The 23,149-nt window shown below is 74.2% G+C and carries 21 protein-coding genes and 1 pseudogene; 1 reads left to right on the plus strand and 21 read right to left on the minus strand.

Annotated elements, in window-relative coordinates; all coding sequences use genetic code 11:
- Nucleotides 1-53 precede the first annotated feature (53 nt).
- Genes whiA through uvrC form a run of 4 tightly spaced genes read right to left on the minus strand, consistent with a single transcriptional unit; the run spans nucleotide 54 to nucleotide 4,888 of the window.
- On the minus strand, nucleotides 54-1,040 hold the full coding sequence (gene whiA, locus ACQP0T_RS19395; protein ID WP_345362079.1) for a DNA-binding protein WhiA: 987 nt from the start codon (nucleotides 1,038-1,040) through the stop codon (nucleotides 54-56).
- Nucleotides 1,031-1,987: a gluconeogenesis factor YvcK family protein gene (locus ACQP0T_RS19400; RefSeq protein ID WP_433873777.1), complete on the minus strand. Its 957-nt coding sequence runs from the start codon at nucleotides 1,985-1,987 to the stop codon at nucleotides 1,031-1,033. The genes whiA and ACQP0T_RS19400 overlap by 10 nt, the downstream gene beginning before the upstream one ends.
- Nucleotides 1,988-2,004: 17 nt before the next feature.
- Complete coding sequence (rapZ, locus tag ACQP0T_RS19405; RefSeq protein ID WP_345362082.1) at nucleotides 2,005-2,883, minus strand: RNase adapter RapZ; 879 nt, start codon at nucleotides 2,881-2,883, stop codon at nucleotides 2,005-2,007.
- A complete protein-coding gene (uvrC, locus tag ACQP0T_RS19410; protein WP_433869363.1) occupies nucleotides 2,876-4,888 on the minus strand; it encodes an excinuclease ABC subunit UvrC in 2,013 nt (670 codons plus the stop codon). Before uvrC ends, rapZ begins: the two co-directional genes overlap by 8 nt.
- Nucleotides 4,889-4,955: 67 nt before the next feature.
- Between uvrC and ACQP0T_RS19415 the strand changes: the two genes are divergently transcribed.
- Complete coding sequence (locus ACQP0T_RS19415; RefSeq protein ID WP_433869364.1) at nucleotides 4,956-5,879, plus strand: MBL fold metallo-hydrolase; 924 nt, start codon at nucleotides 4,956-4,958, stop codon at nucleotides 5,877-5,879.
- A gap of 57 nt (nucleotides 5,880-5,936) precedes the next feature.
- On the opposite strand, the gene ACQP0T_RS19420 is transcribed toward ACQP0T_RS19415, so the two are convergent.
- The 17 genes and pseudogenes from ACQP0T_RS19420 to ACQP0T_RS19500 form a co-directional block, all read right to left on the minus strand.
- Nucleotides 5,937-7,016 carry a glycoside hydrolase family 172 protein gene (locus tag ACQP0T_RS19420; RefSeq protein ID WP_433869365.1) on the minus strand — a complete coding sequence of 360 codons (1,080 nt, stop codon included), beginning with the start codon at nucleotides 7,014-7,016 and terminating at the stop codon, nucleotides 5,937-5,939.
- Nucleotides 7,017-7,156: 140 nt separating this feature from the next.
- Nucleotides 7,157-8,179: a dihydroorotate dehydrogenase gene (locus ACQP0T_RS19425; protein ID WP_433869366.1), complete on the minus strand. Its 1,023-nt coding sequence runs from the start codon at nucleotides 8,177-8,179 to the stop codon at nucleotides 7,157-7,159.
- 316 nt (nucleotides 8,180-8,495) lie between these two features.
- Nucleotides 8,496-9,257, minus strand: coding sequence for a nucleotidyltransferase domain-containing protein (locus ACQP0T_RS19430; RefSeq protein ID WP_433869367.1), 762 nt, complete (start codon nucleotides 9,255-9,257; stop codon nucleotides 8,496-8,498).
- 7 nt (nucleotides 9,258-9,264) lie between these two features.
- The gene (locus ACQP0T_RS19435) at nucleotides 9,265-9,717 is read right to left on the minus strand and encodes a PH domain-containing protein (protein ID WP_433869368.1); all 453 of its coding nucleotides are present in this window, start codon (nucleotides 9,715-9,717) and stop codon (nucleotides 9,265-9,267) included.
- 9 nt (nucleotides 9,718-9,726) lie between these two features.
- Nucleotides 9,727-10,205: pseudogene (ribH, locus tag ACQP0T_RS19440) on the minus strand (6,7-dimethyl-8-ribityllumazine synthase).
- Nucleotides 10,202-11,509 carry a bifunctional 3,4-dihydroxy-2-butanone-4-phosphate synthase/GTP cyclohydrolase II gene (locus ACQP0T_RS19445; protein WP_433869369.1) on the minus strand — a complete coding sequence of 436 codons (1,308 nt, stop codon included), beginning with the start codon at nucleotides 11,507-11,509 and terminating at the stop codon, nucleotides 10,202-10,204. Before ACQP0T_RS19445 ends, ribH begins: the two are co-directional and overlap by 4 nt.
- Complete coding sequence (locus ACQP0T_RS19450) at nucleotides 11,506-12,150, minus strand: riboflavin synthase (RefSeq protein ID WP_433869370.1); 645 nt, start codon at nucleotides 12,148-12,150, stop codon at nucleotides 11,506-11,508. Before ACQP0T_RS19450 ends, ACQP0T_RS19445 begins: the two co-directional genes overlap by 4 nt.
- Before the next feature lie 51 nt (nucleotides 12,151-12,201).
- Complete coding sequence (ribD, locus tag ACQP0T_RS19455) at nucleotides 12,202-13,215, minus strand: bifunctional diaminohydroxyphosphoribosylaminopyrimidine deaminase/5-amino-6-(5-phosphoribosylamino)uracil reductase RibD (protein ID WP_433873779.1); 1,014 nt, start codon at nucleotides 13,213-13,215, stop codon at nucleotides 12,202-12,204.
- A 31-nt stretch (nucleotides 13,216-13,246) separates the two neighbouring features.
- Nucleotides 13,247-13,927, minus strand: a complete 681-nt coding sequence (gene rpe / locus ACQP0T_RS19460) for a ribulose-phosphate 3-epimerase (protein WP_369774595.1) — start codon at nucleotides 13,925-13,927, stop codon at nucleotides 13,247-13,249.
- A gap of 83 nt (nucleotides 13,928-14,010) precedes the next feature.
- The gene (locus ACQP0T_RS19465; protein ID WP_433869371.1) at nucleotides 14,011-15,393 is read right to left on the minus strand and encodes an amino acid permease; all 1,383 of its coding nucleotides are present in this window, start codon (nucleotides 15,391-15,393) and stop codon (nucleotides 14,011-14,013) included.
- Nucleotides 15,394-15,465: 72 nt separating this feature from the next.
- Nucleotides 15,466-15,867: an OsmC family protein gene (locus tag ACQP0T_RS19470; protein ID WP_345362115.1), complete on the minus strand. Its 402-nt coding sequence runs from the start codon at nucleotides 15,865-15,867 to the stop codon at nucleotides 15,466-15,468.
- On the minus strand, nucleotides 15,864-16,322 hold the full coding sequence (locus tag ACQP0T_RS19475; protein WP_433869372.1) for a nucleoside deaminase: 459 nt from the start codon (nucleotides 16,320-16,322) through the stop codon (nucleotides 15,864-15,866). The genes ACQP0T_RS19470 and ACQP0T_RS19475 overlap by 4 nt, the downstream gene beginning before the upstream one ends.
- A gap of 198 nt (nucleotides 16,323-16,520) precedes the next feature.
- Nucleotides 16,521-17,948, minus strand: a complete 1,428-nt coding sequence (locus tag ACQP0T_RS19480) for an RsmB/NOP family class I SAM-dependent RNA methyltransferase (protein ID WP_433869373.1) — start codon at nucleotides 17,946-17,948, stop codon at nucleotides 16,521-16,523.
- Nucleotides 17,945-18,868, minus strand: a complete 924-nt coding sequence (fmt, locus tag ACQP0T_RS19485) for a methionyl-tRNA formyltransferase (RefSeq protein ID WP_433869374.1) — start codon at nucleotides 18,866-18,868, stop codon at nucleotides 17,945-17,947. Before fmt ends, ACQP0T_RS19480 begins: the two co-directional genes overlap by 4 nt.
- A 1-nt stretch (nucleotide 18,869) precedes the next feature.
- A complete protein-coding gene (def, locus tag ACQP0T_RS19490; RefSeq protein WP_433869375.1) occupies nucleotides 18,870-19,415 on the minus strand; it encodes a peptide deformylase in 546 nt (181 codons plus the stop codon).
- Between the two features lie 205 nt (nucleotides 19,416-19,620).
- Nucleotides 19,621-21,420 carry a gamma-glutamyltransferase gene (ggt, locus tag ACQP0T_RS19495; protein WP_433869376.1) on the minus strand — a complete coding sequence of 600 codons (1,800 nt, stop codon included), beginning with the start codon at nucleotides 21,418-21,420 and terminating at the stop codon, nucleotides 19,621-19,623.
- Nucleotides 21,421-21,479: 59 nt separating this feature from the next.
- Nucleotides 21,480-23,057 (minus strand): putative glycoside hydrolase, encoded by a 1,578-nt coding sequence (locus ACQP0T_RS19500; RefSeq protein WP_433869377.1) that lies wholly within the window; start codon nucleotides 23,055-23,057, stop codon nucleotides 21,480-21,482.
- Nucleotides 23,058-23,149 lie beyond the last annotated feature (92 nt).

The raw sequence follows: 23,149 nt of genomic DNA on the forward strand, positions 1-23,149 counted from the left end.
GCGGACGTGCGCGTTCGGCGCCCTCGCACCCGTGATCGGCATCTCTGCACCGGTCAGGCCTCGGCTTCGAGCATTTCCTGCGTCACGGCGGATTCGGTGTCGGGCAGCCCGAGCTCGCGGGCCCGCTTGTCGGCCATCGCCAGCAGCCTGCGGATGCGCCCGGCGACCGCGTCCTTGGTCATCGGCGGGTCGGCGAGCTGGCCGAGCTCCTCCAGCGACGCCTGCCGGTGCGACAACCGGAGCTTGCCCGCCACCGACAGGTGGTCCGGTGCGGTCGGGCCGAGCAGTTCCAGGGCCCGCTCCACCCGGGCGGCGGAGGCGACGGCGGCGCGGGCGGAGCGGCGCAGGTTCGCGTCGTCGAAGTTGGCGAGCCGGTTGGCCGTGGCCCGCACCTCGCGGCGCATCCGGCGCTCCTCCCAGGCCAGCACGCTGGAGTGCGCCCCGAGCCGGGTGAGCAGCGCGCCGATGGCGTCGCCGTCGCGGACCACCACGCGGTCGGCCCCGCGCACCTCCCGGGACTTGGCCTGCACCCCGATCCGGCGGGCGGCACCGACCAGCGCCAGCGCGGCCTCCGGGCCGGGGCAGGTGACCTCCATCGAGGAGGAGCGCCCGGGTTCGGTGAGCGAGCCGTGCGCCAGGAAAGCGCCGCGCCAGGCGGCTTCCGAGTCGCAGGCCCCGCCGGAGACGACGTGGGCGGGCAGTCCGCGCACCGGGCGTCCCCGCGGGTCGAGCAGCCCGGTCTGGCGGGCCAGGCTCTCCCCGTCCTTGACCACCCGGACCACGTAGCGGGTGCCCTTGCGCAGCCCGCCGGAGGTGATCACATGCACGTCCGAGGAGTGCCCGAACAGCTCGTGCACCTCCTTGCGCAGCCGTCGGGCCGAGGAACCGCCGTCCAGCTCCGCTTCCACGACGACGCGGCCGGCCACGATGTGCAGCCCGCCCGCGAAGCGCAGCAGCGACGACACCTCCGCCCGACGGCAGCACGTCTTGGTCACCGGCAACCGGCTCAACTCGTCCTTGACCGCCGCGGTCATCGCCACCGGTCCGACCTCCTCTCCAACGCGGCCCGCAGACTGGCCGCCAACGCCTGCGGGTCGTGCCTGCCCGGCAGGGTGGGCATGGCGACCTGCTCCAGCACGGTCCGGGCACCCAGGCCCTGCGCGGCGGCGCGGAGCCGGTCCGGCGTCGGAACGGAATCGGCGTCGGCCAGCACGGCGTCGAAGCGCAGCCGGGGTGCGTGCTGGGAGAGTACGTCGAGATGCTGTTCGGGTGAGAAACCCGCTGTCTCCCCCGGTTGTGGGACAAGGTTGAGCACCACGACGCGGCGCGCGGCGGTGCGCACCAGGGCTTCGTGCAGTTCCGGGACCAGCAGGTGAGGCAGCACGCTGGTGAACCACGACCCTGGTCCGAGCAGCACGAGATCGGCGTCCAGGACGGCCTGCACCGCTTCCGGGCACGCCTTCGGGATTTCGGTGCCGACGGCGGACAATCGCACTTCTTTCACCCGACCAGGTGTACTGGCGATGGCGACTTGTCCCCGGATCGTGCGAACCGCGTCGGGGTCCGAATCCAGCCCCAAGACGTCGGCCTCCATCTCCAGCGGGCTGGTCGACATCGGCAGCACCCGGCCGCGCACGCCCAGCAGGGCGCAGGCGTGGTCGAGCACCGCGACCGGATCGCCCAGCACGTCCAGCAGCCCCGCCAGCACCAGGTTGCCCACCGCGTGCCCGGCCAGCGCCCCGTTGCCCGCGAAGCGGTGCTGGAACACCTGCGCCCAGAGCTGCCCGCCGTCGTCCTCGGCGGCCAGCGCGGCCAGCGCCTGCCGCAGGTCGCCCGGCGGCAGCATGCCCAGCTCCCGGCGCAGCCGACCGGAGGACCCGCCGTCGTCGGCGACGGTCACCACCGCGGTCACCGCCGGGGTGATCCGCCGCAGCGCCGCCAGCGTCGCCTGCAGGCCGTGCCCGCCGCCGAGCGCCACCGCGCGCAGCGGACCACCCTCGTCGCTCACTCGCGCCCCAGATCCCGGTGCACCGTCTTGACCATCATCCCGTCGTCGTCGGCCAGCCTGCGGGCCAGCTCCTCGGTCAGCGCCACGCTGCGGTGCTTGCCGCCGGTGCAGCCCAGCGCGAGCGTCAGGTAGCGCTTGCCCTCCCGGTGGTACCCGGCCCCGACCAGCCGCAGCAACTGCTGGTAGCTCTGCATGAACTCCTCGGCGCCCTCCTGCCCGAGCACGTAGTTGCGGACCTCGTCGTCGAGCCCGTTGTACTCGCGCAGCTCCGGGATCCAGAACGGGTTGGGCAGGAAGCGGCAGTCCATCACCAGGTCGGCGTCCATCGGCAAGCCGTACTTGTAGCCGAAGGACAGCACGGTGACCCGGGTGCGGGTGCCCGCCTCGGTGCCGAACGCGTCCTCGATCTTGGACCGGAGCTGGTGCACCGACAGGTTCGTGGTGTCCAGCACCAGGTCGGCCTCCGAGCGCAGCTTGGACAGCAGCGCGCGCTCGGTGCCGATGCCGTCGGCCAGCCTGCCCTCGCCTTGCAGCGGGTGCCCCCGGCGGACCTGCTCGAAGCGCCGGATCAGCACGTCGTCGGTCGCCTCCAGGAACAGCACCTTCGGCTTGTAGCCGCGGGCGTCCAGGTCCTTGATCACCGATCCCAGGTCCTCGGTGAACGCGCGGCTGCGCACGTCCATCACCACCGCGACGCGGGTGATCGCGCCGCTGGACCGGGCCCCCAATTCGACCATGGTCGCGATCAGCTCCGGCGGGAGGTTGTCCACCACGAACCAGCCCAGGTCCTCCAGGCACTTGGCCGCCGTCGATCGCCCGGCACCGGACAGGCCGCTGACCACCGCGACCTCGATGCCCGAGTGTTCCTCAGTCACTGCCTTCCCCTTCAGTGCTCCGTCGCCGGGCCGCGCCCGGCTGCTCTGCGCCTCCCCCTCGGGCGGCCAGCGCCGAGTGCACGGTTTCGGCGGTGCGCCTGCCGATCCCGGGCACCTCGGCGATCTCGTCCACCCCGGCCTGCTTGAGCTTGCGCACCGAACCGAAGTGCTTCAGCAGCGCCGCCCGGCGGGTCTCGCCGAGGCCCGGGATGGAATCCAACGTGGAGCTCGTCATGCGCTTGGAGCGCTTCGAGCGGTGGTAGCTGATCGCGAACCGGTGCGCCTCGTCGCGGACCCGCTGGAGCAGGTACAGGGCTTCGCTGGTGCGGGGCAGCACGACCGGATCCGGGTCGGCGGGCAGCCACACCTCCTCCAGCCGCTTGGCCAGCCCGATCACCGCGACCCCGGTGATGCCGAGCGCGCCGAGGGCGTCGGCCGCCGCGTTGGCCTGCGGCGCACCACCGTCGATGACCAGCAGGTTCGGCGGGTAGGCGAACTTGCGCGGGCGCCCGGTCTCCGGGTCGATGCCCGGCTGTCCGGCCTCGTCGCCGGTCCCGGCCCCGTCCCCGGATCTATCGCCGGCTTCGGCCAGATAGCGGGCGAAGCGGCGGCGCACCACCTCGTCGATCGACCCGACGTCACCGCCCGCGGCGCCTTCGCGGACCTCGAAGCGGCGGTACTCGGACTTGCGCGGCACGCCATCCTCGAACACCACGAGCGAGGCGACCACGTCGCTGCCCTGCACGTGGCTGACGTCGACGCACTCGATGCGCAGCGGCGCGGTCTCCAACCCCAGCGCCTCCTGCAACTCCTGCAGCGCCGCCGAGCGGGCCGTGAGGTCACCGGCGCGGCGCAGTTTGTACTGCTGGAACGCCTCCTTGGCGTTGCGCTCCACGGTTTCCATCAGCGACCGCTTGTCGCCGCGCTGCGGCACCCGCAGGTGGACCCGGCTGCCGCGCAGGTCGCCGAGCCACTGGTCGATGGCCTCGGCGCCGTCGGGCAGGCACGGCACCAGCACCTCGCGCGGCACCGGGCTCCCCCCGGCGTCGGCCTGGTCGGCCAGCGCCGCCTGCTCGCCGTAGAACTGGGTGAGGAACTGGGCGGTCAGCGCCGCGGTGTCGCTGTCGGCGACCTTGTCGATCACCCAGCCGCGCTGGCCCCGGACCCGGCCGCCCCGGACGTGGAACACCTGCACGGCGGCGGCCAGCTCGTCCTCGGCGAAGGCGATGACGTCGGCGTCGGTGCCGTCGCCGAGCACCACGGCCTGCTTCTCCATCGCCCGGCGCAGCGCTTCCAGATCGTCGCGCAGCCGGGCGGCCCGCTCGAACTCCAGGTCGGCGGAGGCCTCCCGCATCGCCTTGTCCAGCCGGCGCACCAGGGTGTCGGTGCGCCCGGCGAGGAAGTCGCAGAAGTCCTCGACGATGCGCCGGTGCTCCTCGGCGTCGACCCGGCCGACGCACGGCGCGGAGCACTTGCCGATGTAGCCGAGCAGGCACGGGCGGCCGATCTGGGAGTGCCGCTTGAACACCCCCGCCGAGCAGGTCCGCGCGGGGAACACCCGCAGCAGCAGGTCGAGGGTCTCCCGGATGGCCCAGGCGTGCGCGTACGGGCCGAAGTAGCGCACGCCCTTCTTGCGCGGCCCCCGGTAGACGCTCAGCCGCGGGTACTCCTCGTGCAGCGAGACGGCCAGCACCGGGTAGGACTTGTCGTCGCGGTAGCGCACGTTGAACCGCGGGTCGTACTCCTTGATCCAGGAGTACTCCAGTTGCAGCGCCTCGACCTCGGTGCCGACCACGGTCCAGCGCACGCCGGTCGCCGTGGTCACCATCTGCCGGGTGCGCGGGTGCAGGCCGGCGAGGTCGGCGAAGTACGACGACAACCGGCTGCGCAGGCTCTTGGCCTTGCCGACGTAGATCACGCGGCCGGTCTCGTCGTGGAACCGGTACACGCCGGGGGCGTCCGGGATCGTGCCGGGAGCGGGTCGGTAGGTGGACGGGTCGGCCACGCCCCCACCCTACGTGCGCGGCCGACACCGGGTCCGGAGCGGGCGCGGACCTGGCATGATCGCGAGCATGACGCGAACGGGCGGTGCGCTGGTCGAGGTGGCCCCCGGGGTGCACGCCTGGGTGCAGCCCGACGGCTCCTGGTGGATCAACAACGCGGGCGCGGTGCTCGCCGAGGACGGCGCGCTGCTCGTCGACACCTGCGCCACCGCGCGGCGCACCCGCGCGTTCCTCGACGCCGTCCACGCCGCCTCCGGCGGCACGCCCGTGCGCTGGGCCGTGAACACCCACCTGCACGGCGACCACACCCACGGCAACGCCCTGCTGCCCGCCGACGCGACGCTGATCGGGCACCGGGCCACCAGGGAGGGCATCCTCGCCGACACCCTGCTGGCCGACCCGCCGCCGGTGTGGGACCCGGTGCCGGAGTGGGGCATCACCGCGCACCGGGCGCCCGAGGTGGTGCTGCACGACCGGCTCGACCTGCACGTCGGCGCGCGGCGGGTGGAGCTGCGCCACCCCGGGCACGCCGCGCACACGGCCGGTGACGTGGTGGTCTGGCTGCCCGACGACGGGGTGCTGTTCACCGGCGACCTGGTGTTCCACCAGGTCACGCCGCTGCTGCTCATGGGGTCGGTGGCGGGCGCGGTGCGCTCGCTGGACTGGCTGGCCGGGTTCGGCGCGCGGGTGCTGGTCCCCGGGCACGGCCCGGTGGTGCCGGGCGAGCGGGTGCGCGCCGTCCTGGACGCGCACCGCCGGTACTACGACTTCGTGCTCGCCACCGGGGAGCACGCCCGGACGGCGGGGCTCACCCCGCTGGAGGCCGCCCGGCGCGCCGACCTCGGCGAGTTCGCGGACTGGCCGGACGCCGAACGCCTGGTGCTCAACCTGCACCGGGTGCGGGCCGACGCGGCGGGCGAGCCGCTCGACCTGCCCGCCGCGCTGGCCGACGCGGTCACCTACCACGGCGGGCCGCTGCGCTGCGCTGTCTGACCCTGCGCCGTCTGACCCTGGGCCGTCTGCCCCTGGGCCGCGACCCGCCGACGCCGCTCACAGCGGTCGCGGGAGGCGTTGCTCCACCGGGGCCAGCCCGAACGGCCGGGACGGCAGCTCCTGGTACCAGTAGGCGACCGAGGAGAAGTCGTCGGAGCGCTTGTTGGCGTGCCCGTGCTCCAGCGTCACCTTGATCGACCGGTCGAAGACCACGGGGTCCTCGACGTGGAATCGGTAGTAGGACACCTGGCCGCTCCAGTTCGGCCCGCCCGGCATCGTGATGCCGTGGTAGGGCGCGTGGTAGACCTGCGTCGGGCACCAGGCGGTGTTGAAGTAGTCCTCGGTGCCCGTGCCGTGCAGGCGGGGCGGCCAGGGCTCGCCGTCGATGACGATCATGTCGTCGCCCTCGCCGTACCAGTTCCACTGGTGGGTGTGCCGCAGGTTGTGCACGTTGAGCACCGACCCGACGTAGTGGCCGCGCCCCTCGGCCTCCAGCAGCACGTAGTTGCCCGCGCCGTCGGTGTTGTGCCCGCCGAAGAGGAACTCCTCGTTGGTCTGGTCGCCCTGCTCGACGCCGTCGGTGGGGTTCTGCCTGCGCCACTGGGCGTGGAAGTACCCCAGCTCCGGGTCGGCGTCCTGGTACTGCTCGTAGTCGACGTAGTAGTAGAAGGTGACCGGCTTGACGCCCATCTCGCTGATCAGCTCGATCCGGGCACGGTCGGCGAAGGGCATGGCGAACCAGCAGTTGAAGCCCTTCCCGTCCTGCGGGCTCATCTGCAGCGGGGCGGAGGCGAAGTTGCCGGTGCGGGCGTGGCCCATGCCGAAGAAGTCGCCCAGCGGCACCAGCACGTTCGGGTGCGGCGAGTCGTCCCAGGTGATCTTCAGGACGAGCCGGCGCAGGTAGTCGCCCTCCAGCTCGGCGGGGCGGCCCACGTGGTCCAGCGCGACGGTGCACCAGATGTGGGTGATGGCGCCGGGGCCGGTGAGGTCGGCGAGCAGCCTGGTCTGGCCCGGCTCGATCCGCAGGTTGTCGGTGTTGCCCCCGCTCCGGTCCCAGCTCGACGCCCGACCGCGCCGCGCCCTCCGCAGCCGGGGCAGGTCGCGCAGACTGCTCCCGAACGTCCCGTATCCGGACATCCCGACCTCCCGTGCTCGTCTCCCGGTGTGTCCCCGATCACCAGCGTATGGGATCTTTCGGGGGCGCAGGCGGGATTCCGCTCCCGCGAGGTGCGGTCACCGCGGCGGGGCGTGCGCCGGCGCGAGGAGTCGTGCGGGGGTCAGCGGGACGGCGGCTGGTACCGCTCGAGCCGGCGCAGCAGGGCCCGGATCCGCGCGGCGTGCAGCGGCGACAGCGCGTAGCCCGGATAGCTGGCGAACCAGCTCGCGCTGCCCAGGCTCACCGCGTCGGCCCCCGCCCAGAAGTACTCGCGGCAGTCGTCGAACGAGCGGATGCCGCCGGTGGCGATCACCGGCAGCGTCACGCCCGCGTCCCGCAGCTCCTTGACCACGCGCAGCCCGATCGGCTTGATCGCGCGCCCGGACAACCCGCCGAAACCGTTGCGCAGCAGCGGGGTTCCGGTGTTCGGGTCGAGCCGCAGGCCCTTCACCGTGTTGATCGCGGTCAGCGCCGAGACCCCGTGGCGGGCGGCCAGCCGGGCGTGCCCCAGGTAGTCGTAGTCCGGGGAGAGCTTGAGGATCACCGGGTGCGCGCTGCGCGGCACCGCCTCGGCCAGCACCTCCTCGATGATCGCGTTGAAGTCGAAGTTCACGTTGTGGCAGGAGACGTTGAACTCGACCGCGGCGATCTCGCCGGCGGGCACCGCCTCGTTGATCTTGTCGACCAGCGTCACGAACTCCTCGGCGGAGAACCCGCCGACCGAGATGATGGTGTTCTGACCCCGGGTGCGCGGGTAGTAGTCGCGCAGGTAGGCGTCGATGCCGACGTTGCACCAGCCGAAGGCGTTCAGCCAGCCGCCGTCGACCTGCCGCAGCGCCTGCCCGTAGCGCTGGAGCAGCGCGGGCAGCTCGCGCAGCGGCCACACGTCGCGGGTGGTGAAGTGCCCTTCGCGCGGCTCGACGGTCACGGTGCGGGTGGTCACGGCGCCGAAGCGTTCGAGCGGGACGAACCGGGAGATCGGGCTCATGCCGTAGGGCACCAGCTTGGCGTTGGCCACGCCGTAGCCGAGCAGGCTCGACGAGGTCACCAGGCGGTTGCGCAACCGGATGTCGCCGAGCCGCACGCCGGGTCCGTCGGTCACGTCCCGCACCAGCCGAAGGTTGCGCTCCTGGGCCACGCTCACGATCTCCTCCACCCCTTCCCGACGACCCCTCCCGGACGACGTCGAGGTCGCCGCCCCATTGTCCCCCACCCACCGCCGCCCACCCGCCGGGGTGCGCGACCGGGGAGTTCCCGCACCCCTTCACTCGCTTCAACCAGCATTGACGGAGTGAGGGGTGCCCTTGCGCAAGTTGGGACCGCTTTCGCCAATGGCATGCGTGGCGGTGCGGGTAGCGGAACCTCAGCGGCCTTCTCGCTCCGGGAGCCGTCCCTGATGTACCGAACACGGACGAGGGTGCCCCTCACTCACTTCACTTCCGGGTGACGGGCGTGGTGGGTCAGGTGGCGGCGGTGACCGCGGCGGCGAGCGCGTCGCGGAGGCGGTCGACCCCGGCGACCAGGGCCTCCGGGGCGGCCGACCACGCCGCCACTTCGGCGTCGACCCACCGGAGCCCGGCGGCCGACAGCAGGCGCTTGTCATTGGTCGCCCAGGTGCCGCGCGCCGCGAGCACCGCGTGCGCCGCCTGGCAGGCCGCCTGGGACGCCGCTCCCACCGTCTCGACCAGCCGGCCCGCCGCGGCGTGGTTGTCCCGGGCGTAGGCCAGCCCGAGCTCGGCCTGCCCCCACCACACCGGCGGCGCGGCGGCGCGCAGCGCGGGCGGGTACTCCGGGGCGGGCAGGTCGCCGCGCAGCACCCGGCTCAGGGCCAGCTCCGCGACCACCAGGTAGCCGGGGATGCCCGCGAGGTGGAAGGCCAGGGGCTCCCAGCCGAAGCGACCCCGCCGGGCCTCGGCGAGCTGGTGCTCCACCACGTCGAGGTCCCGGTAGTGCACGTCGACCTTCCGGCCGTCGATGGTCACCCAGGCGCCGCCGTTGAAGACCCCGCCGCCCCAGTCGCCGAGCCCGGACACCTCGCCCGGCCAGCCGAGGGCGCGCAGGTCGTCGGGGTCGAAGCGGTCCCGGTAGTACAGCGCGAAGTCCCAGTCGCTGTCCGCGCGGTGCGTGCCCTGCGCGCGCGAGCCGCCCAGCGCCACCGCCCGCACGCCGGGCAGGGCGGCGAGCCGGTCCGCCACGTGGTCCGGGAAGACGTCGTCGCGCATCGGGACCTCAGCCGTCGACGGGGAGGCTGCGGCGCAGGTCGCGCAGCGCGCGCATGGCGGCGACGGCGTGCTCGCCGTCGGAAGCCTGGATCGCCATCACCGGCACGTACTCGTCCTCGGGGAGCTCGACCCGCGCCCACGGCGCGCCGTTGGGGAAGCTCACCGCCTCCACCAGCGCCCACGAGTAGCGGTGGGTGCCGATGATGTTGCGGATCTCCACGCCGTCGGCATCGGCCCGCAGCCGGGGGCGGGTCAGCAGCAGCACGCCCGCCGCGAGCAGCACCCCGAGCAGCCCCATCGCGATCTGGTCGGAGACCCGGAACACCACGCCGGTGGGGGTGCTGCGCAGCAGCGTCCCCACCGCCGCGAACACCACCACGAGCAGCACCGCGATCGGGATCGCGATCCGCCGCACCTTGCGCGGCCGGACCTCGACCGTCGTCACCGCCTGCGCACCCATCGCCGTCCTCTACTCGTCGCCGCGAAGCCCGCGCAGCACCAGCGCCGTCTCCAGCGCGGCGGCGGTGGCCTCGAACCCCTTGTCCTCGATCGACTCCTCGAACCCGGCGCGCGCTTCGGCCTGTTCGAGGGTGTCGCAGGTCAGCACGCCGTTGCCGACCGCGGTCGACTCGTCCAGCGCGACCCGCGTGAGGCCCTGGGTGACCGAGTCGCAGACGTAGTCGAAGTGCGGCGTCCCACCCCGGATGACCACGCCGAGCGCCACCACCGCATCGTACCGGCGGGCGAGCTGCTGGCAGACCACCGGGAGTTCCACCGAGCCGGGCACCCGGACCACGGCGGGCTCACCGACCCCGCCTCCCGGGCGGCGACCACGGCGCGGTCGAGCATCCGGCCGACCAGCCGGTCGTGCCAGCGGATCGCCGCGATGCCCAGGGTGAGCCCGGCCGCCGCCGGGACCTCGGTGCGCGGCCGTCCTTCGGTGCTCATGACGCAGTCATCCCCCCGCTGAGCGAGGAATCCTCGCCGTCGTCGAGTCCGTCCAGCAGATGTCCCATCCGGTCCCGCTTGGTGCGCAGGTAGTGGATGTTCTCCGGGTTGGGCCGGATCGGCAGCGGCACCCGGCCCACGATGCGCAAGCCGTAACCCTCCAGCCCGACCCGCTTGGCCGGGTTGTTGGTCAGCAGCCGCATCGACCGCACGCCGAGGTCGCAGAGGATCTGCGCGCCCTGGCCGTAGTCCCGACCGTCCACCGGCATCCCGAGCGCGGTGTTGGCGTCCACCGTGTCCGCCCCGGCGTCCTGGAGCTGGTAGGCCTGCAACTTGTGCAGCAGGCCGATGCCCCGGCCCTCGTGCCCGCGCATGTAGAGCACCACGCCGCGGCCCACCTCGGCGATCTTGGCCAGCGCCGCGTCGAGCTGCGGACCGCAATCGCAGCGCAGCGAGCCGAGCACGTCCCCGGTCAGGCACTCGGAGTGCACCCGGACCAGGATGTCCTCGCCGTCGCCGATGTCGCCGTAGACCAGCGCCAGGTGTTCGATGCCGTCCAGCGTGCTGTCGTAGCCGAAGGTGCGGAAGGTGCCGTGCACGGTGGGGATCCGCGCCTCGGCGACCCGCTCCACCTGCTGCTCGAAGCGCCGCCGGTAGGCGATCAGGTCGGCGATGGTGATCAGCGCCAGCTCGTGCTCCTCGGCGAAAACCTCCAGCTCGTCGCGGCGGGCCATGTCCCCCGGCGACTTCTGGCTGACGACCTCGCACAGCGCCCCGGCCGGGCTCAGGCCCGCGAGCCGGGCCAGGTCCACGGCGGCCTCGGTGTGCCCCGGGCGGCGCAGCACCCCGCCTTCCCGAGCCCGCAGCGGCACCACGTGGCCGGGGCGGGTGAGGTCGGCCGGGGTGGCGTCCGGGTCGGCGAGCACCTGGAGGGTCGCGGCCCGGTCGGCGGCCGAGATGCCGGTGCTCACGCCCTCGGCGGCGTCCACCGTCACCGTGTAGGCGGTGCCCTTGCGGTCCTGGTTGCGGTGGTACATCGGCGGCAGGTCGAGCCGGTCGCAGTCCGCGCCGGTCATGCCGACGCAGAGGTAGCCCGAGGTGTAGCGCACCATGAACGCCACCAGCTCGGGGGTGGCCTTCTCCGCGGCGAAGATCAGATCGCCTTCGTTCTCGCGGTCCTCGTCGTCGACGACGACCACCGCACGTCCGGCCTCGATGTCGGCCAGTGCCCGTTCGATGTCGTCGAACCTGTTGCTCACCGTGCTCGCACCCTTGCGCTCGGGGTTCACCTGGTCCGGGCTCACCGCGCCTCCCTGACGCCGCCATTGTCCCCCGGAAGTGCCTGGGCACCACGGCCGCGGGCGGCCAGGTGCGGCCCGGCGAGCCGTTCCAGGTGCTTGGCCAGCACGTCCACCTCGATGTTGACCTCGTCACCCGGAGCGCGGCGGCCCAGCGTGGTGAGCTCCGCGGTGGTCGGGATGAGCGCCACGGTGAACTCCCGCTGCCCCGCGTCGACCACGGTCAGCGACACCCCGTCGACGGTGATCGAGCCCTTCTCCACCAGGTAGCGGGAGAGCTCCTCGGGCAGCTCGAACCGGGTCAGCCCGTCCCGCTCGCCGCGCAGCACGGCGGTGCCGTCCACGTGGCCCTGCACGATGTGGCCGCCGAGCCGGTCGCCCAGCGCCATCGCCCGCTCCAGGTTGACCCGGTCGCCCTCGGCCAGGGAGCGCAGCGCGGAGCGGCGCAGCGTCTCGGCGACCACGTCGACGGTGAACTCGCCGTCGCCGCTGCGCACCACGGTCAGGCACACCCCGTTGACCGCGATCGAATCACCGTGCCGGGCGTCGCTGGTCACCAGCGGCCCGGACACGGTCAGCCGCGCGCCGTCGTCCAGCGGTTCGACCGCGACGACGGTCCCGAGTTCCTCGACGATCCCGGTGAACACCTTGCCTCCCTGCTGCCGCGCACCGCGGCCGTTCTGCCACCCCGCTCGGGGCTACCGCGCCGGGCGGGCGTCGTCGGGCCCGGGAACGGCGCTGATCCGCACGTCCGGCCCGCTCATCGTGATCCCTTCCACGTCCCAGCGCCACGCCCCGGAGATGCTCGCCACGCCCGCGGGCCCCAGCGCCGCCGGGCCGGCCCCGAGCAGCACCGGGGCGACGTAGGCCAGCACCCGGTCCACGCACCCGGCCGCGACGAACGCCCCGGCCAGCCGGGGGCCGCCCTCCAGGAGCACGTCCACCACGTCGCGCTCGGCGAGCGCGGCCAGCACCGCCGCCGGATCGCCGCCGGGCAGCAGCAGCGTCGGCGCCGCGTCGTCGAGCACCCGCGCCCCGGCGGGCACCGGCCGGTCGCCGACGACCACCCGCAGCGGTTGCCGGGGCAGCGCCTCGCCGTCCGGGCCGCGCGCGGTGAGCCGGGGATCGTCGGCGAGCACGGTACCCGTCCCGGCGATGACGGCGTCGGCGGCGGCCCGGATGCGGTGCACCTCGGCGCGGGACTCCGGTCCGGAGATCCACCGGCTGCTGCCGTCGGCCGCCGCGGCGCGGCCGTCGAGGCTTGCCGCGTACTTCCAGGTGACGTGCGGGCGACCGGTGCGCTGGCGGTGCAGCCAGGCGCGCAGCGGCCCGGCCGCGACCTCCCCGGCGAGCAGCCCGCCCGCGACGTCGAGCCCGGCGGCGCGCAGCAGCGCACCACCGCCGCCCGCCGCCGCCCCGGGGTCGGCCACCGCGTACCGGACGCGGGCGATCCCGGCGGCGCGCAGCGCGTCGGTGCACGGCGGGGTGCGCCCGGTGTGCGCGCACGGCTCCAGGGTCACCACCGCGGTGCCGCCCGCGGCCCGGCTCCCGGCCTCGCCCAGCGCCACCACCTCGGCGTGCGGACCGCCCGGCGGCCGGGTGGCGCCCACCCCGGCGACGGCACCGGCGGCGTCCAGCACGACGCAGCCCACCGGCGGGTTGGGGCTGGTGCTGCCGCGCACCCCCTCCGCCGCCTCGACGGCGATCCGCATCGCGCGCCGCTCGGCCTCGGTGCTCACCGGGTCACTGCCGGGCGTGGGCGAAGCCCGGCGCCGCCTTGTCCCGCAGCGCCTCCAGCGCCGCGGCCGGGTCGTCGGCGCCGTAGATCGCCGAACCGGCCACGAAGCAGTCCACCCCGGCTTCGGCGGCCTGCTCGATGGTGTCGGCGTTGATGCCGCCGTCGATCTCCACCAGCAGGTTCAGGTGGCCGGTGTCGACCAGGTCGCGGGCCTTGCGGACCTTGTCCAGCACCTCGGTGATGAACTTCTGCCCGCCGAAACCGGGCTCCACCGACATCACCAGCAGCGTGTCGTAGTGCTTGAGCACGTCCAGGTAGGACTCCAGCGGCGTGCCGGGCTTGATCGACAGCCCCGCCTTGGCGCCCGCCGCGCGCAGATCCTTGGCGAGGGCGATCGGGTCCTGCGCCGCCTCGACGTGCACCGTGACGTTGTGCGCCCCCGCCTCGGCGTAGCCGGTCGCCCAGCGGTCCGGGTCCTCGATCATCAGGTGGCAGTCCACCGGGATCTCGGTCGCCTTGAGCAGCGACTCCACCACCGGCAGGCCCAGCGTCAGGTTCGGCACGAAGTGGGCGTCCATCACGTCCACGTGCAGCCAGTCGGCACCGCGGCCCGGACCGCCGCCGACGGCGGTCATCTCGTCGGCGAGGCGGGCGAAGTCGGCGGAGAGGATAGAAGGCGCGATCATCGGCTGGTTCGACACATGCGGGAGTGTAGATCCCGCCCCCGGCCGCACCCGCGCACCGGTCCCGCGCCGCCGCTGCCGGCGCCTCAGTGCACCCGCCGGCGGCGTTCCACCAGGTAGTAGGCCAGCACCAGCAGCAGCACGAACGGCACTCCGGCCTGCCAGGCGATGCTGAACTGCGCGGTGAACGGCGTGGTCAGCAGCACCGCCGCGACGAACAGCAGCGCCAGGACGGTGGTGACCGGCGCCCCGCGCAGCCGCACCGGCGACGGCGGCAGCCCCTCGGCGACCCGCCGCCTGCGGAACACCAGGTGGCTGGCGAAGATCAGGATCCACACCACCAGCGCGCCGAACAGCGCCAGCCCGAGCAGCAGCGGGAACGCCGAGTCCGCGGCGAACACCGACAGCGAGGCGGCCAGCACCAGCCCGGCCGCCGAGAGCAGCAGCGCGCGGCGCGGCACCCCGTTGCCGCTGACGGCGGCGAACCACTTCGGGGCGTAGCCGTCCGCGGCCAGCGAGTGCGTCATCCGCGCGGTGAGGTAGAGGTTGGTGTTCATCGCCGACAGCGCCGCGGTGAGCACCACGAAGTTCATGATCCCGGCGGCGGCCGGGATGCCCACCATGCCGAACATCGTGACGAAGGGGCTCTCGGTCACCGACTCCGAGGTCGACACCTGGTGCCACGGCACGATGGAGACCACGACGAGCATCCCGAGCACGTAGAACAGGCCGAGCCGCAGCACCATCGAGCGGGCCGCGCGCGGCACGTCGCGGGCCGGGTCGCGCGACTCGGCCGCGGTCATCGAAACCGCCTCGGTGCCCAGGTAGGAGAAGGTCACCACGGTCAGCGCCAGCCACACCGCGCCGATCCCGTTGGGCAGGAAGCCGTCGTGCTCGGTCAGCGGCGCCAGTCCCGCGGGTTCCTGGCCGGGCAGCCCGAAGACGATGTAGACCACGCCGAGCACCACGAACACCACGATGGTGACGACCTTGATCATGGCGAACCAGTACTCGAACTCGCCGAAGAACCGCACCGCCGCCAGGTTCACCGCCAGCATCAGCACCGAGAAGGCGACCACCGGCAACCACAGCGGGAGCTGCGGGTACCAGAACTGCACGTAGAGCCCGGCCGCGATGACCTCGCTGCCGATGTTGACCACCTGCGCGGCCCAGTAGATCCAGCGCGAGACGAAACCGGGCAACCGGCCCAGGTAGCGCTGGATGAGGGCGCCGAAACCACCGGGCTCCGGGCGCACCGCCACCATCTCGGCGAGCGCGTAGGCCAGGGCGAGCGCGGCGAAGGCGGCCACCGCGTAGGCGATGATCACCGCCGGTCCGGCGATCGAGATGGCCAGCCCGGACCCGAGGAACAGCCCGGTGCCGATCGCGCCGCCGATCGCGATCATGCCGACCTGCCTGCCGCTGAGGTCGCGGCGCAACCCGGTCGGCTGCGTGGTCTCCTGCTCCACTGTCGTCCTCCCGTCCCGCGCGCCGGAGCGCCGACACGCCGGGAGCACTGTACGGCGCGGCGCGCCGCGGGGTCAGCGCGGGAGTTCGAGGCGGATCGGCGTGCCCTCCGCCACCGAGCGGCTCACCGTGCAATAGCGCTCGATCGCCCGTTCCACCGCGGCGAGCAGCCGCTCGTCGAGCACGCCGTCGAACTCCGCCCGCACGGTCACCTCGGCGAACCGGTGCGGGTCGTCCGGGGGCTTGTCGCGGTCGGCGGTGAAGGTGATCGCGGCGTCCTCACCGAGCCGCCGCACCAGCAGGTTCTCCCCGGTCAGCGCGGAACAGCCGGCGATCGCGGCGAGCAGCAGCTCACCGGGGGTGAAGGTGTCCGGCGCGCCGTCGGGCCCGATCTCCACCCGCCCGCCGCGCCCGTTGGTGGCGGTGAACCGGTGGTCCCCGGTGCGGGTGACCTCGACCGGCGTCGGCTCGCTCATCGCGCCTCCCCGATGTCCTCGTACCAGAGCCCGGGGTGCTCGGCGACGAACCCGGCCATCAGCTCCGCGCAGGCGTCGTCGTCGAGCAGCACGACCTCGACCCCGTGCTCGGCGAGCCAGTCGTGGCCGCCGTGGAAGGTGCGGGCCTCGCCGATGACCAGCCGCCCGATGCCGAACTGGCGGACCAGCCCGCTGCAGTACCAGCACGGCGAGAGCGTGGTGACCATCGTGGTTGCCGAGTAGTCGCGCTGGCGCCCCGCCGCGCGGAACGCCGCCGTCTCGCCGTGCACCGACGGATCGTCGTCCTGCACCCGGCGGTTGCGCCCGCGGCCGAGCACCCGGCCGTCGGCGCCGATCAGGGCCGCGCCGATCGGGATGCCGCCCTCGGCCAGGCCCTGCCGGGCCTCCGCCGCGGCGACCTCCAGCCAGGCGCGGTACTCGGGTGCTGCGGACACGGCCACCTCCTCCGGAACACCCCGCAGCCTAGCCACCCCTCCCCGCGGAACCCACCCTCGCGCGGCGATCCGGGGAGGAACCGCGGCGGCCCACCGGTACCACCGGCGCTCACCCGGAAGGGTGCTGAGTGAGGGGCACCCTTGTCCCAGTTACTTGGACATGGGTGCCCCTCACCTACCGACGATCGCCCGGGCGTGTCAGGCGGCTCGGAGGAGGGCGCAGTACATCGCGTCGGTGCCGTGCAGGTGCGGCCAGAGCTGCACCCCGGGGCCGTCGCCGAGGTGGGGGACGTCCGGGAAGTGCGGCCGGGCGTCGAGCTGGGTGGCTCCGGAGCGGCGCACCACGTCGGAGACCACGCCCTCGGTCTCGGCGAGGTGCGGCGAGCAGACCACGTAGCCGACGACGCCGCCGGGGCGGGCCAGCGACACCGCGGCGAGCAGCAGCTCGCGCTGGAGCTTGCCGAGGTCGCCGACGTCGTCGGGGCTGCGGCGCCAGCGCGCCTCCGGGCGGCGGCGCAGCGCGCCGAGCCCGGTGCACGGCGCGTCCACCAGCACCCGGTCGTAGCCGGGTTCCAGGCCGGGGTCGCGGCCGTCGGCGACGTGGACCCGCACCGACAGGTCGCGGGTGATCGCGCGCACCAGGTCGGCCCGGTGCGGCGCCTGCTCCACCGCGTCGAGGACGCCGCCGTCGAGGGTGACCAGGGCGCCGAGCAGGTTCGCCTTGCCACCGGGCCCCGCGCACAGGTCCAGCCAGCGCAGGTCGGAGCCCGCCACGTCCGGCCGGGTCACCGCGAGCGCGGCCAGCTGGCTGCCCTCGTCCTGCACGGCGGCGAAGCCCTCCCGCACCGGCTCCAGATCGCCGGGATCACCGGCGCCCGCCTCCAGGTGCACGCCGTAGGGCGAGTACGGCGCCGGGTCGCCACCGGTGATCGCAGCCAGCTCGTCGGCGCTGATCTCGCCGGGGCGCGCCACCAGGTGCACCGCCGGGCGGGCGTCGTCGGCGGCCAGCGCCGCGGCCAGCTCGTCGCCGGTCGAGCCGAGCGCATCGGCGAACGCCTGGGCGATCCAGCGCGGGTGCGAGTGGCGCAGCGCCAGGTGCCCCACCGGATCGGCGGCGGGGTCGGGGGCCAGCTCGGCGATCCAGCCCGCCTCGTCGCGCTCGCCGACCCGGCGCAGCACCGCGTTGACGAACCCGGCGGGCCGCGACCCCGCCTCCGCGCGGACCATGTCCACCGTGGACGCGACGGCGGCGTGCGACGGGATCCTGGTGCGCAGCAACTGGTACGCGCCGAGCCGCAGCGCGTCCAGCAGCGTCGGCTCCACATCGGACAGCGGGCGGTTGCTGCACGCGGCGAGGATCTCGTCGAGCAGACCGGCGGCGCGCGAGGTGCCGTAGGTCAGCTCGGTGGCCAGCGCGGCGTCCCGGCCGGTGACCTTGCGCTGCCCGAGGAGCTGCGGCAGCGCCAGGTTGGCGTAGGCGTCCCGCTCCCGCACCGCTCGCAGCACGTCCAGCGCGACCTGCCGCGCGGGGTCGACCTCCGCCGGCGGCCGGGCCGGGGAGTCCTTGCGCTTCGGCGGGCGCGATCCGTTCGGTCGCGACGGGCGCCTGCGCCGATGATCGTTCACTTGAGCCGTTCCCCTTCGTCGATCCGGGTGCCGCGCGCCCAGTCCGGCGCCGCCATCCGCTTCTTGCCCGCCGCCTGCACCTCGCCCAGGGCGACCGCCGAGGTCGCCGTGCCGACCAGCACCCGGCGCCGCTCGATCCGGATCTCCCCCGGTTCGAGGCCGATCTCGCCGGTCACCGCCACCGGACCGAGCTTGAACCGCTCGCCCCGGAACTCCGCCCACGCCCCCGGGTCGGGGGTGACCGAGCGGATCAACCGGTCGACCGCGACCGCCGGGGCGGTGAAGTCGACGCGGGCGTCGTCGACGGTGACCTTCGGCGCGTAGCTGATGCCCTCGGCGGGCTGCTCCGCGCCGCGCACGGTGCCCTCCGCCAGGCCGTCCAGGGTCGCCAGCAGCAGCCCGGCCCCGGATTCCGCGAGTCGGCCCAGCAGCTCACCCGCGGTGTCGGCGGGCCGGATCTCCTCGGTGACCACCCCGTAGACCGGACCGGCGTCGAGCTCGCGCACCAGCTGGAACGCGCTGGCCCCGGTGATCTCGTCGCCGTGCCGGATCGCGGCCTGCACCGGCGCCGCGCCGCGCCACGCGGGCAGCACCGAGAAGTGCAGGTTGACCCAGCCGAGCCGGGGCACGGCCAGCGCCGCCTCGCGCAGCAGCGCGCCGTAGGCCACCACCGGGCAGCAGTCCGGGGCGATCTCGCGCAGCCGCGCCAGGAAGTCCGGATCGGAGGCGCGGGCCGGGGTGAGCACCTCGATGCCGTGCTCGTCGGCCAGCTCGCCCACCGGGGAGCGCAGCACCTTGCGCCCCCGCCCGGCGGCGGCGTCCGGCCGGGTCACCACGGCGGCGACCTCGTGCTCGGAGTCGATCAGGGCGCGCAGCGACGGCACCGCGGCGGCCGGGGTGCCCGCGAAGACCAAGCGCATCTCAACGCCTCCCGAACAGCGGGTGCGGGCTTTCCTTGATCACCGGGGTGGCGCCGTCGAACCACGCCGACCCGCGGATCTCGCGCAGCGCGGCCCTGCGGGTCTCGTCGTCGAGCCGGTCCACGAACAGCACGCCGTCCAGGTGGTCGGTCTCGTGCTGGATGCAGCGGGCCAGCAGGTCGGTGCCCTCGACCTCGATCGGATCGCCGTGCATGTTCCACCCGCGCGCCACCACGTGCCGGGCGCGGCGGCAGTCCCAGGACAGGCCGGGGATGGACAGGCACCCCTCGGCGCCGAACTGCTCCTCGTCGCCGACGACCGAGAACTCGGGGTTCACCAGGTGACCGGCGAACCCGTCGCAGTGGTAGGTGAACACGCGCAGGCCGACGCCGAGCTGGGGCGCGGCGATCCCGGCACCGCCCTGGGACTCCATCGTGTCCCAGAGGTCCTGGACCAGGGTGCGCAGCTCCTTGTCGAAGTCGACCACCTCGTCCGCGCGGGTGCGCAGCACGGGGTCGCCGAAGAGTCTGATCGGCTGGACGGTCACGCGGGCTCCTGTCGACGACGGGCTCCTGGACGACCCGACGAGTCTAGTCGCCCGCACCGGCCGCCCCGACAACCGCGCACGCCGGGGCCCGCCCGGAGACTCACATCACCCGAACGTGACGTGAGTGAGGGGCACCCCTGCACCACGTGACGCGGTACAGGGTGCCCCTCACCTGGCGACGATCACCCGGCCGGGCCGGGTCGGGTCACCTCGCCGGGTAAGGGACCGCTGCGGCGCCGCCGCCTCGGCGGTCGGGTTCGGCCGCAGCTGCCCACCGGCCGTCGGGCAGCCGCTCGACCCCGGTCGCCGCGCCGATCTCCTCGGTCCGCTCGAAGCGGTGGCCCAGCGCGGTGAGCTCGGCGGTCGCCGGGTCGGCCAGCAGGGCCGGTTCCGCGTCGGTCGCGGCGGTGTTGCGCTGGGACGCCCGGGGCTCGGCGATCGCCTCGGCCAGCGTCCGGTCGCGGTCGAGGCGAGCGGTGAGCACCTGGAGCACGGTGGTGATGATGGTGGACCCGCCGGGGCTGCCCACAGCCAGCAGCGGTTCGCCGTCGCGGAGCACGATCGTCGGGCTCATCGAGCTGCGCGGGCGCTTGCCCGGCCCCGGCAGGTTCGGGTCCGGCACGCCCGGGGTGACCGGGGTGAAGCTGAAGTCGGTCAGCTCGTTGTTGAGCAGGAAACCGCGGCCGGGCACCACGATCCCGCTGCCGCCGGTCTGCTCGATGGTCAGCGTGTAGGAGACCACGTTGCCGTACCGGTCGGCGGTGGTCAGGTGCGTGGTGTTGGGGCCCTCGTGCGGTTCGGCGGTGGGCGCGGTGCCCGCCCGGCAGTCCTGCGGGTCGCGCGGATCACCGGGGGCCACCGGGGTCGGCAGCACCGCGTCCGGGCGGATCAGGCAAGCCCGCGCGTCGGCGAACCGCTGGCCGAGCAGCTCCTCGGTCGGCACCTCGCTGAACTCCGGGTCGCCGACCCACCGGTTGCGGTCGGCGAACCCGATCTTGCTCGCCTCCAGGAACCGGTGCAGGTACTCCGCCCGGTCCACCGACCCGAGGTCGGTGCCCTCCAGGACGTTGAGCGCCTCGCCCACCGTGGTGCCGCCGGAGCTGGCCGGCGGCATCCCGTACACGTCCAACCCGCGGTAGTCCACGTGCGTGGGCGCGCGCTCCTCGACCCGGTAGTCGCGCAGGTCCGCGGCGGTCATCGCCCCGGGCCGGACCTCGCGGTCGGCGGCCGGGTCCACCGGCGGCTCGGTGACCGCCGCGACGACGTCCTCGGCGATCGGTCCCCGGTGCAGCGCGTCGACGCCGCGCCGGGCCAGCGCCCGGTAGGTGTCGGCCAGGTCCGGGTTGCGCAGCACGGTGCCGACCTCGGGCGGTTTCCCGCCGGGCAGGAACAGCTCGCGGGTGGCGGGGAAGTCGCGGAACCGCTCCTGGTTCTGCTCGGTCTGCGCGCGGAAGGTCTCGTCGACCGCGAATCCCCTGCGGGCCAGGCGTTCGGCCGGATGCAGCAGCCGCGCCAGATCCATCCGGCCCCACCGGTCCAGGGCCGCCTGCCAGGTGCGCGCCGTGCCGGGCACGCCGACGCCGAGCCCGCTGGTGACCGCCTCGTCGAACGGGATCGGCTCGCCGCCGTCCAGGAACAGGTCCTGCCGGGTCGCCGCCGGGGCGGTCTCCCGGCCGTCGAGGGTGGCGACCTCGCCGGTCCGGGCGTCGTAGTGCACGAAGTACCCGCCGCCACCGATGCCCGCGGAATACGGCTCGGTCACCCCCAGCGCCGCCGCGACGGCGACCGCCGCGTCGGTCGCGGTGCCACCGCGCCGCAGCACGTCGATGCCGATCGCGGTGGCGTGGGGGTCGACGCTGGACACCGCGCCGCCGTGGCCGACGGCCGAGGGGCGCTTGGGCGGCGTCGGGGGCGCGGCGTGCGCGACCGGGGCGACCAGCGCGGAGCACAGCAGCGCGCCCAGGATCGCGGCACCGGCCCGCGCCGGAACGGAACGTGCGGTCATCCCCACCTCCCACATCGGTGACGGCGCACACTCTGCCGAGCGCGCGCCGCGACCACAAGTCAGCCGCCCGGGACCAGCGCCTCCCCGGTGTAGCGGCAGTTCGCCGCCCACAGCAGGAACGACGGCATCCCGGCGTCGCGCGCCGCGTCGACCTGGGCGGCGACCTCCGCCGGGCCGTACTCCCGGCCGAGGCTGAAGTCCTGCAACCACGGGATGATCTGCACGTCGGTGCCGCGCACCGCCTCGGCGAACCCGGCGAGGGAGCGCCGGACGATCTCGTAGGGCTGGGCGTCGGGATCGGCCACGCCGAACTCCCCGGGCCCCCAGTGCGATGGGTAGACCATCGGCGCGATGTAGTCGACGTAGCGCGCCATCGCCGGGATGTCCTGGGCGATCTGGGTCGGCCGGTCCACCGCGATGCCGAACACCGAGGCGCCCAGCAGCGCGCCCCGGGACCGCACCTCGGCCTGGGTCTGCCGCAGGAACTCGACGATCCCGGCCTCCGGCGTGGTGGTCAGGCCCGGGAAGCGCATCCGGTCCAGGTCGCCGTCGGGCCGCCGCACGTAGTCGTAGAGCACGTCGTCGAACCCGAGCTCGGCGGCCTCCGCGGCGAGGTCGACGTTGTACTGCCGCACCACCGGATCGGCGAAGTTGGTGAACGCGAAGGCGCCGTAGCCGCCCGAGGTCCACGGCCGCCCGTCGGCGGTCTGCACGACCCGCTCGGGATGCCCGCCGCGCCACGACGCCTCGGCCAGCACCGGGTCCTTGAACGCCACCAGCCTGCCGACCACCCGCACGCCCATCGCGTGCAGCTCGTCGATGGCCCGCCGCGCGTCGTAGTAGCCCTTGTCGGCGCCGAGCCGCTCGGCCATCGGCACCGCCGAGTCGTAGGCGACCTCACCGCTCTCGTCCTTGATGTCCAGTTCCACGGTGTCGATCCGGCCCTGCCGGGCCAGCTCCAGCACCGGCTCGCGCAAGGTCGCGCTGGACCAGGCCATGCCGGTCATGTGCACCGCGCGCATCCCCGGATGTCTGGTGTGGACGGTCAAGGTGCGTTCGGCCCGGTTGCCCGCCGCGTCGGTGGCGAGCACCCGCACCTCGCGGTCCGGGTTCGGCACCACCGCGGCGAAGCCGCCGCGCCGGTCCGGGGTCACCGCGGCGCCGGCGACGGCGACCTCGGCGGCACCCTCGACGCGGCCGGTCACCGTCACCGGTTCGCCCGGCGCCTCCGGGCGCAGCGAATCCTCGACGTGCAGCGCAGGCGGCGTGCCGTCGACGGTGAACTCGCGCTCCACGGTGCCGGACCCGAGCAACCCGGGCACCCGCACCGACACCCGGTGCGTCCCGTCGGGCAGCGGACCCGGGCGCAGCGCGAGCTCCGGACCTTCGCGCACCACCTCGACCGCGCGCCCGTCGAGCAGCACCCGGGCGTCGGCGGCGTCGTCCCCGGCGCGGACGGTGATCGCCCCGCCGCTCACCGCCGCGGGCGGCAGCGGTCGCCCCGGAACGCCGCGCACCTCGACGTCCGAAGTGGACGACCATCGCAGCAGCAGGAATCCCAGCAACACCGCCAGGACCACGCCCGCGCCGATCAGCAGCGCCCGCGGAACATGCCGCCGACCCGTGGTTCCCGTCACCGTTCCCGCCTCCCCGACGTCGGCGAATTCGGCCGCAAAATGGGCACTTCGGACGGCAGCGCCGACCGAACTCCCACTGTCGCAGGCCGATC

Source organism: Saccharopolyspora sp. CA-218241 (genome assembly GCF_050954615.1).
GTDB classification, from domain to species: Bacteria; Actinomycetota; Actinomycetes; order Mycobacteriales; family Pseudonocardiaceae; genus Saccharopolyspora; species Saccharopolyspora cebuensis.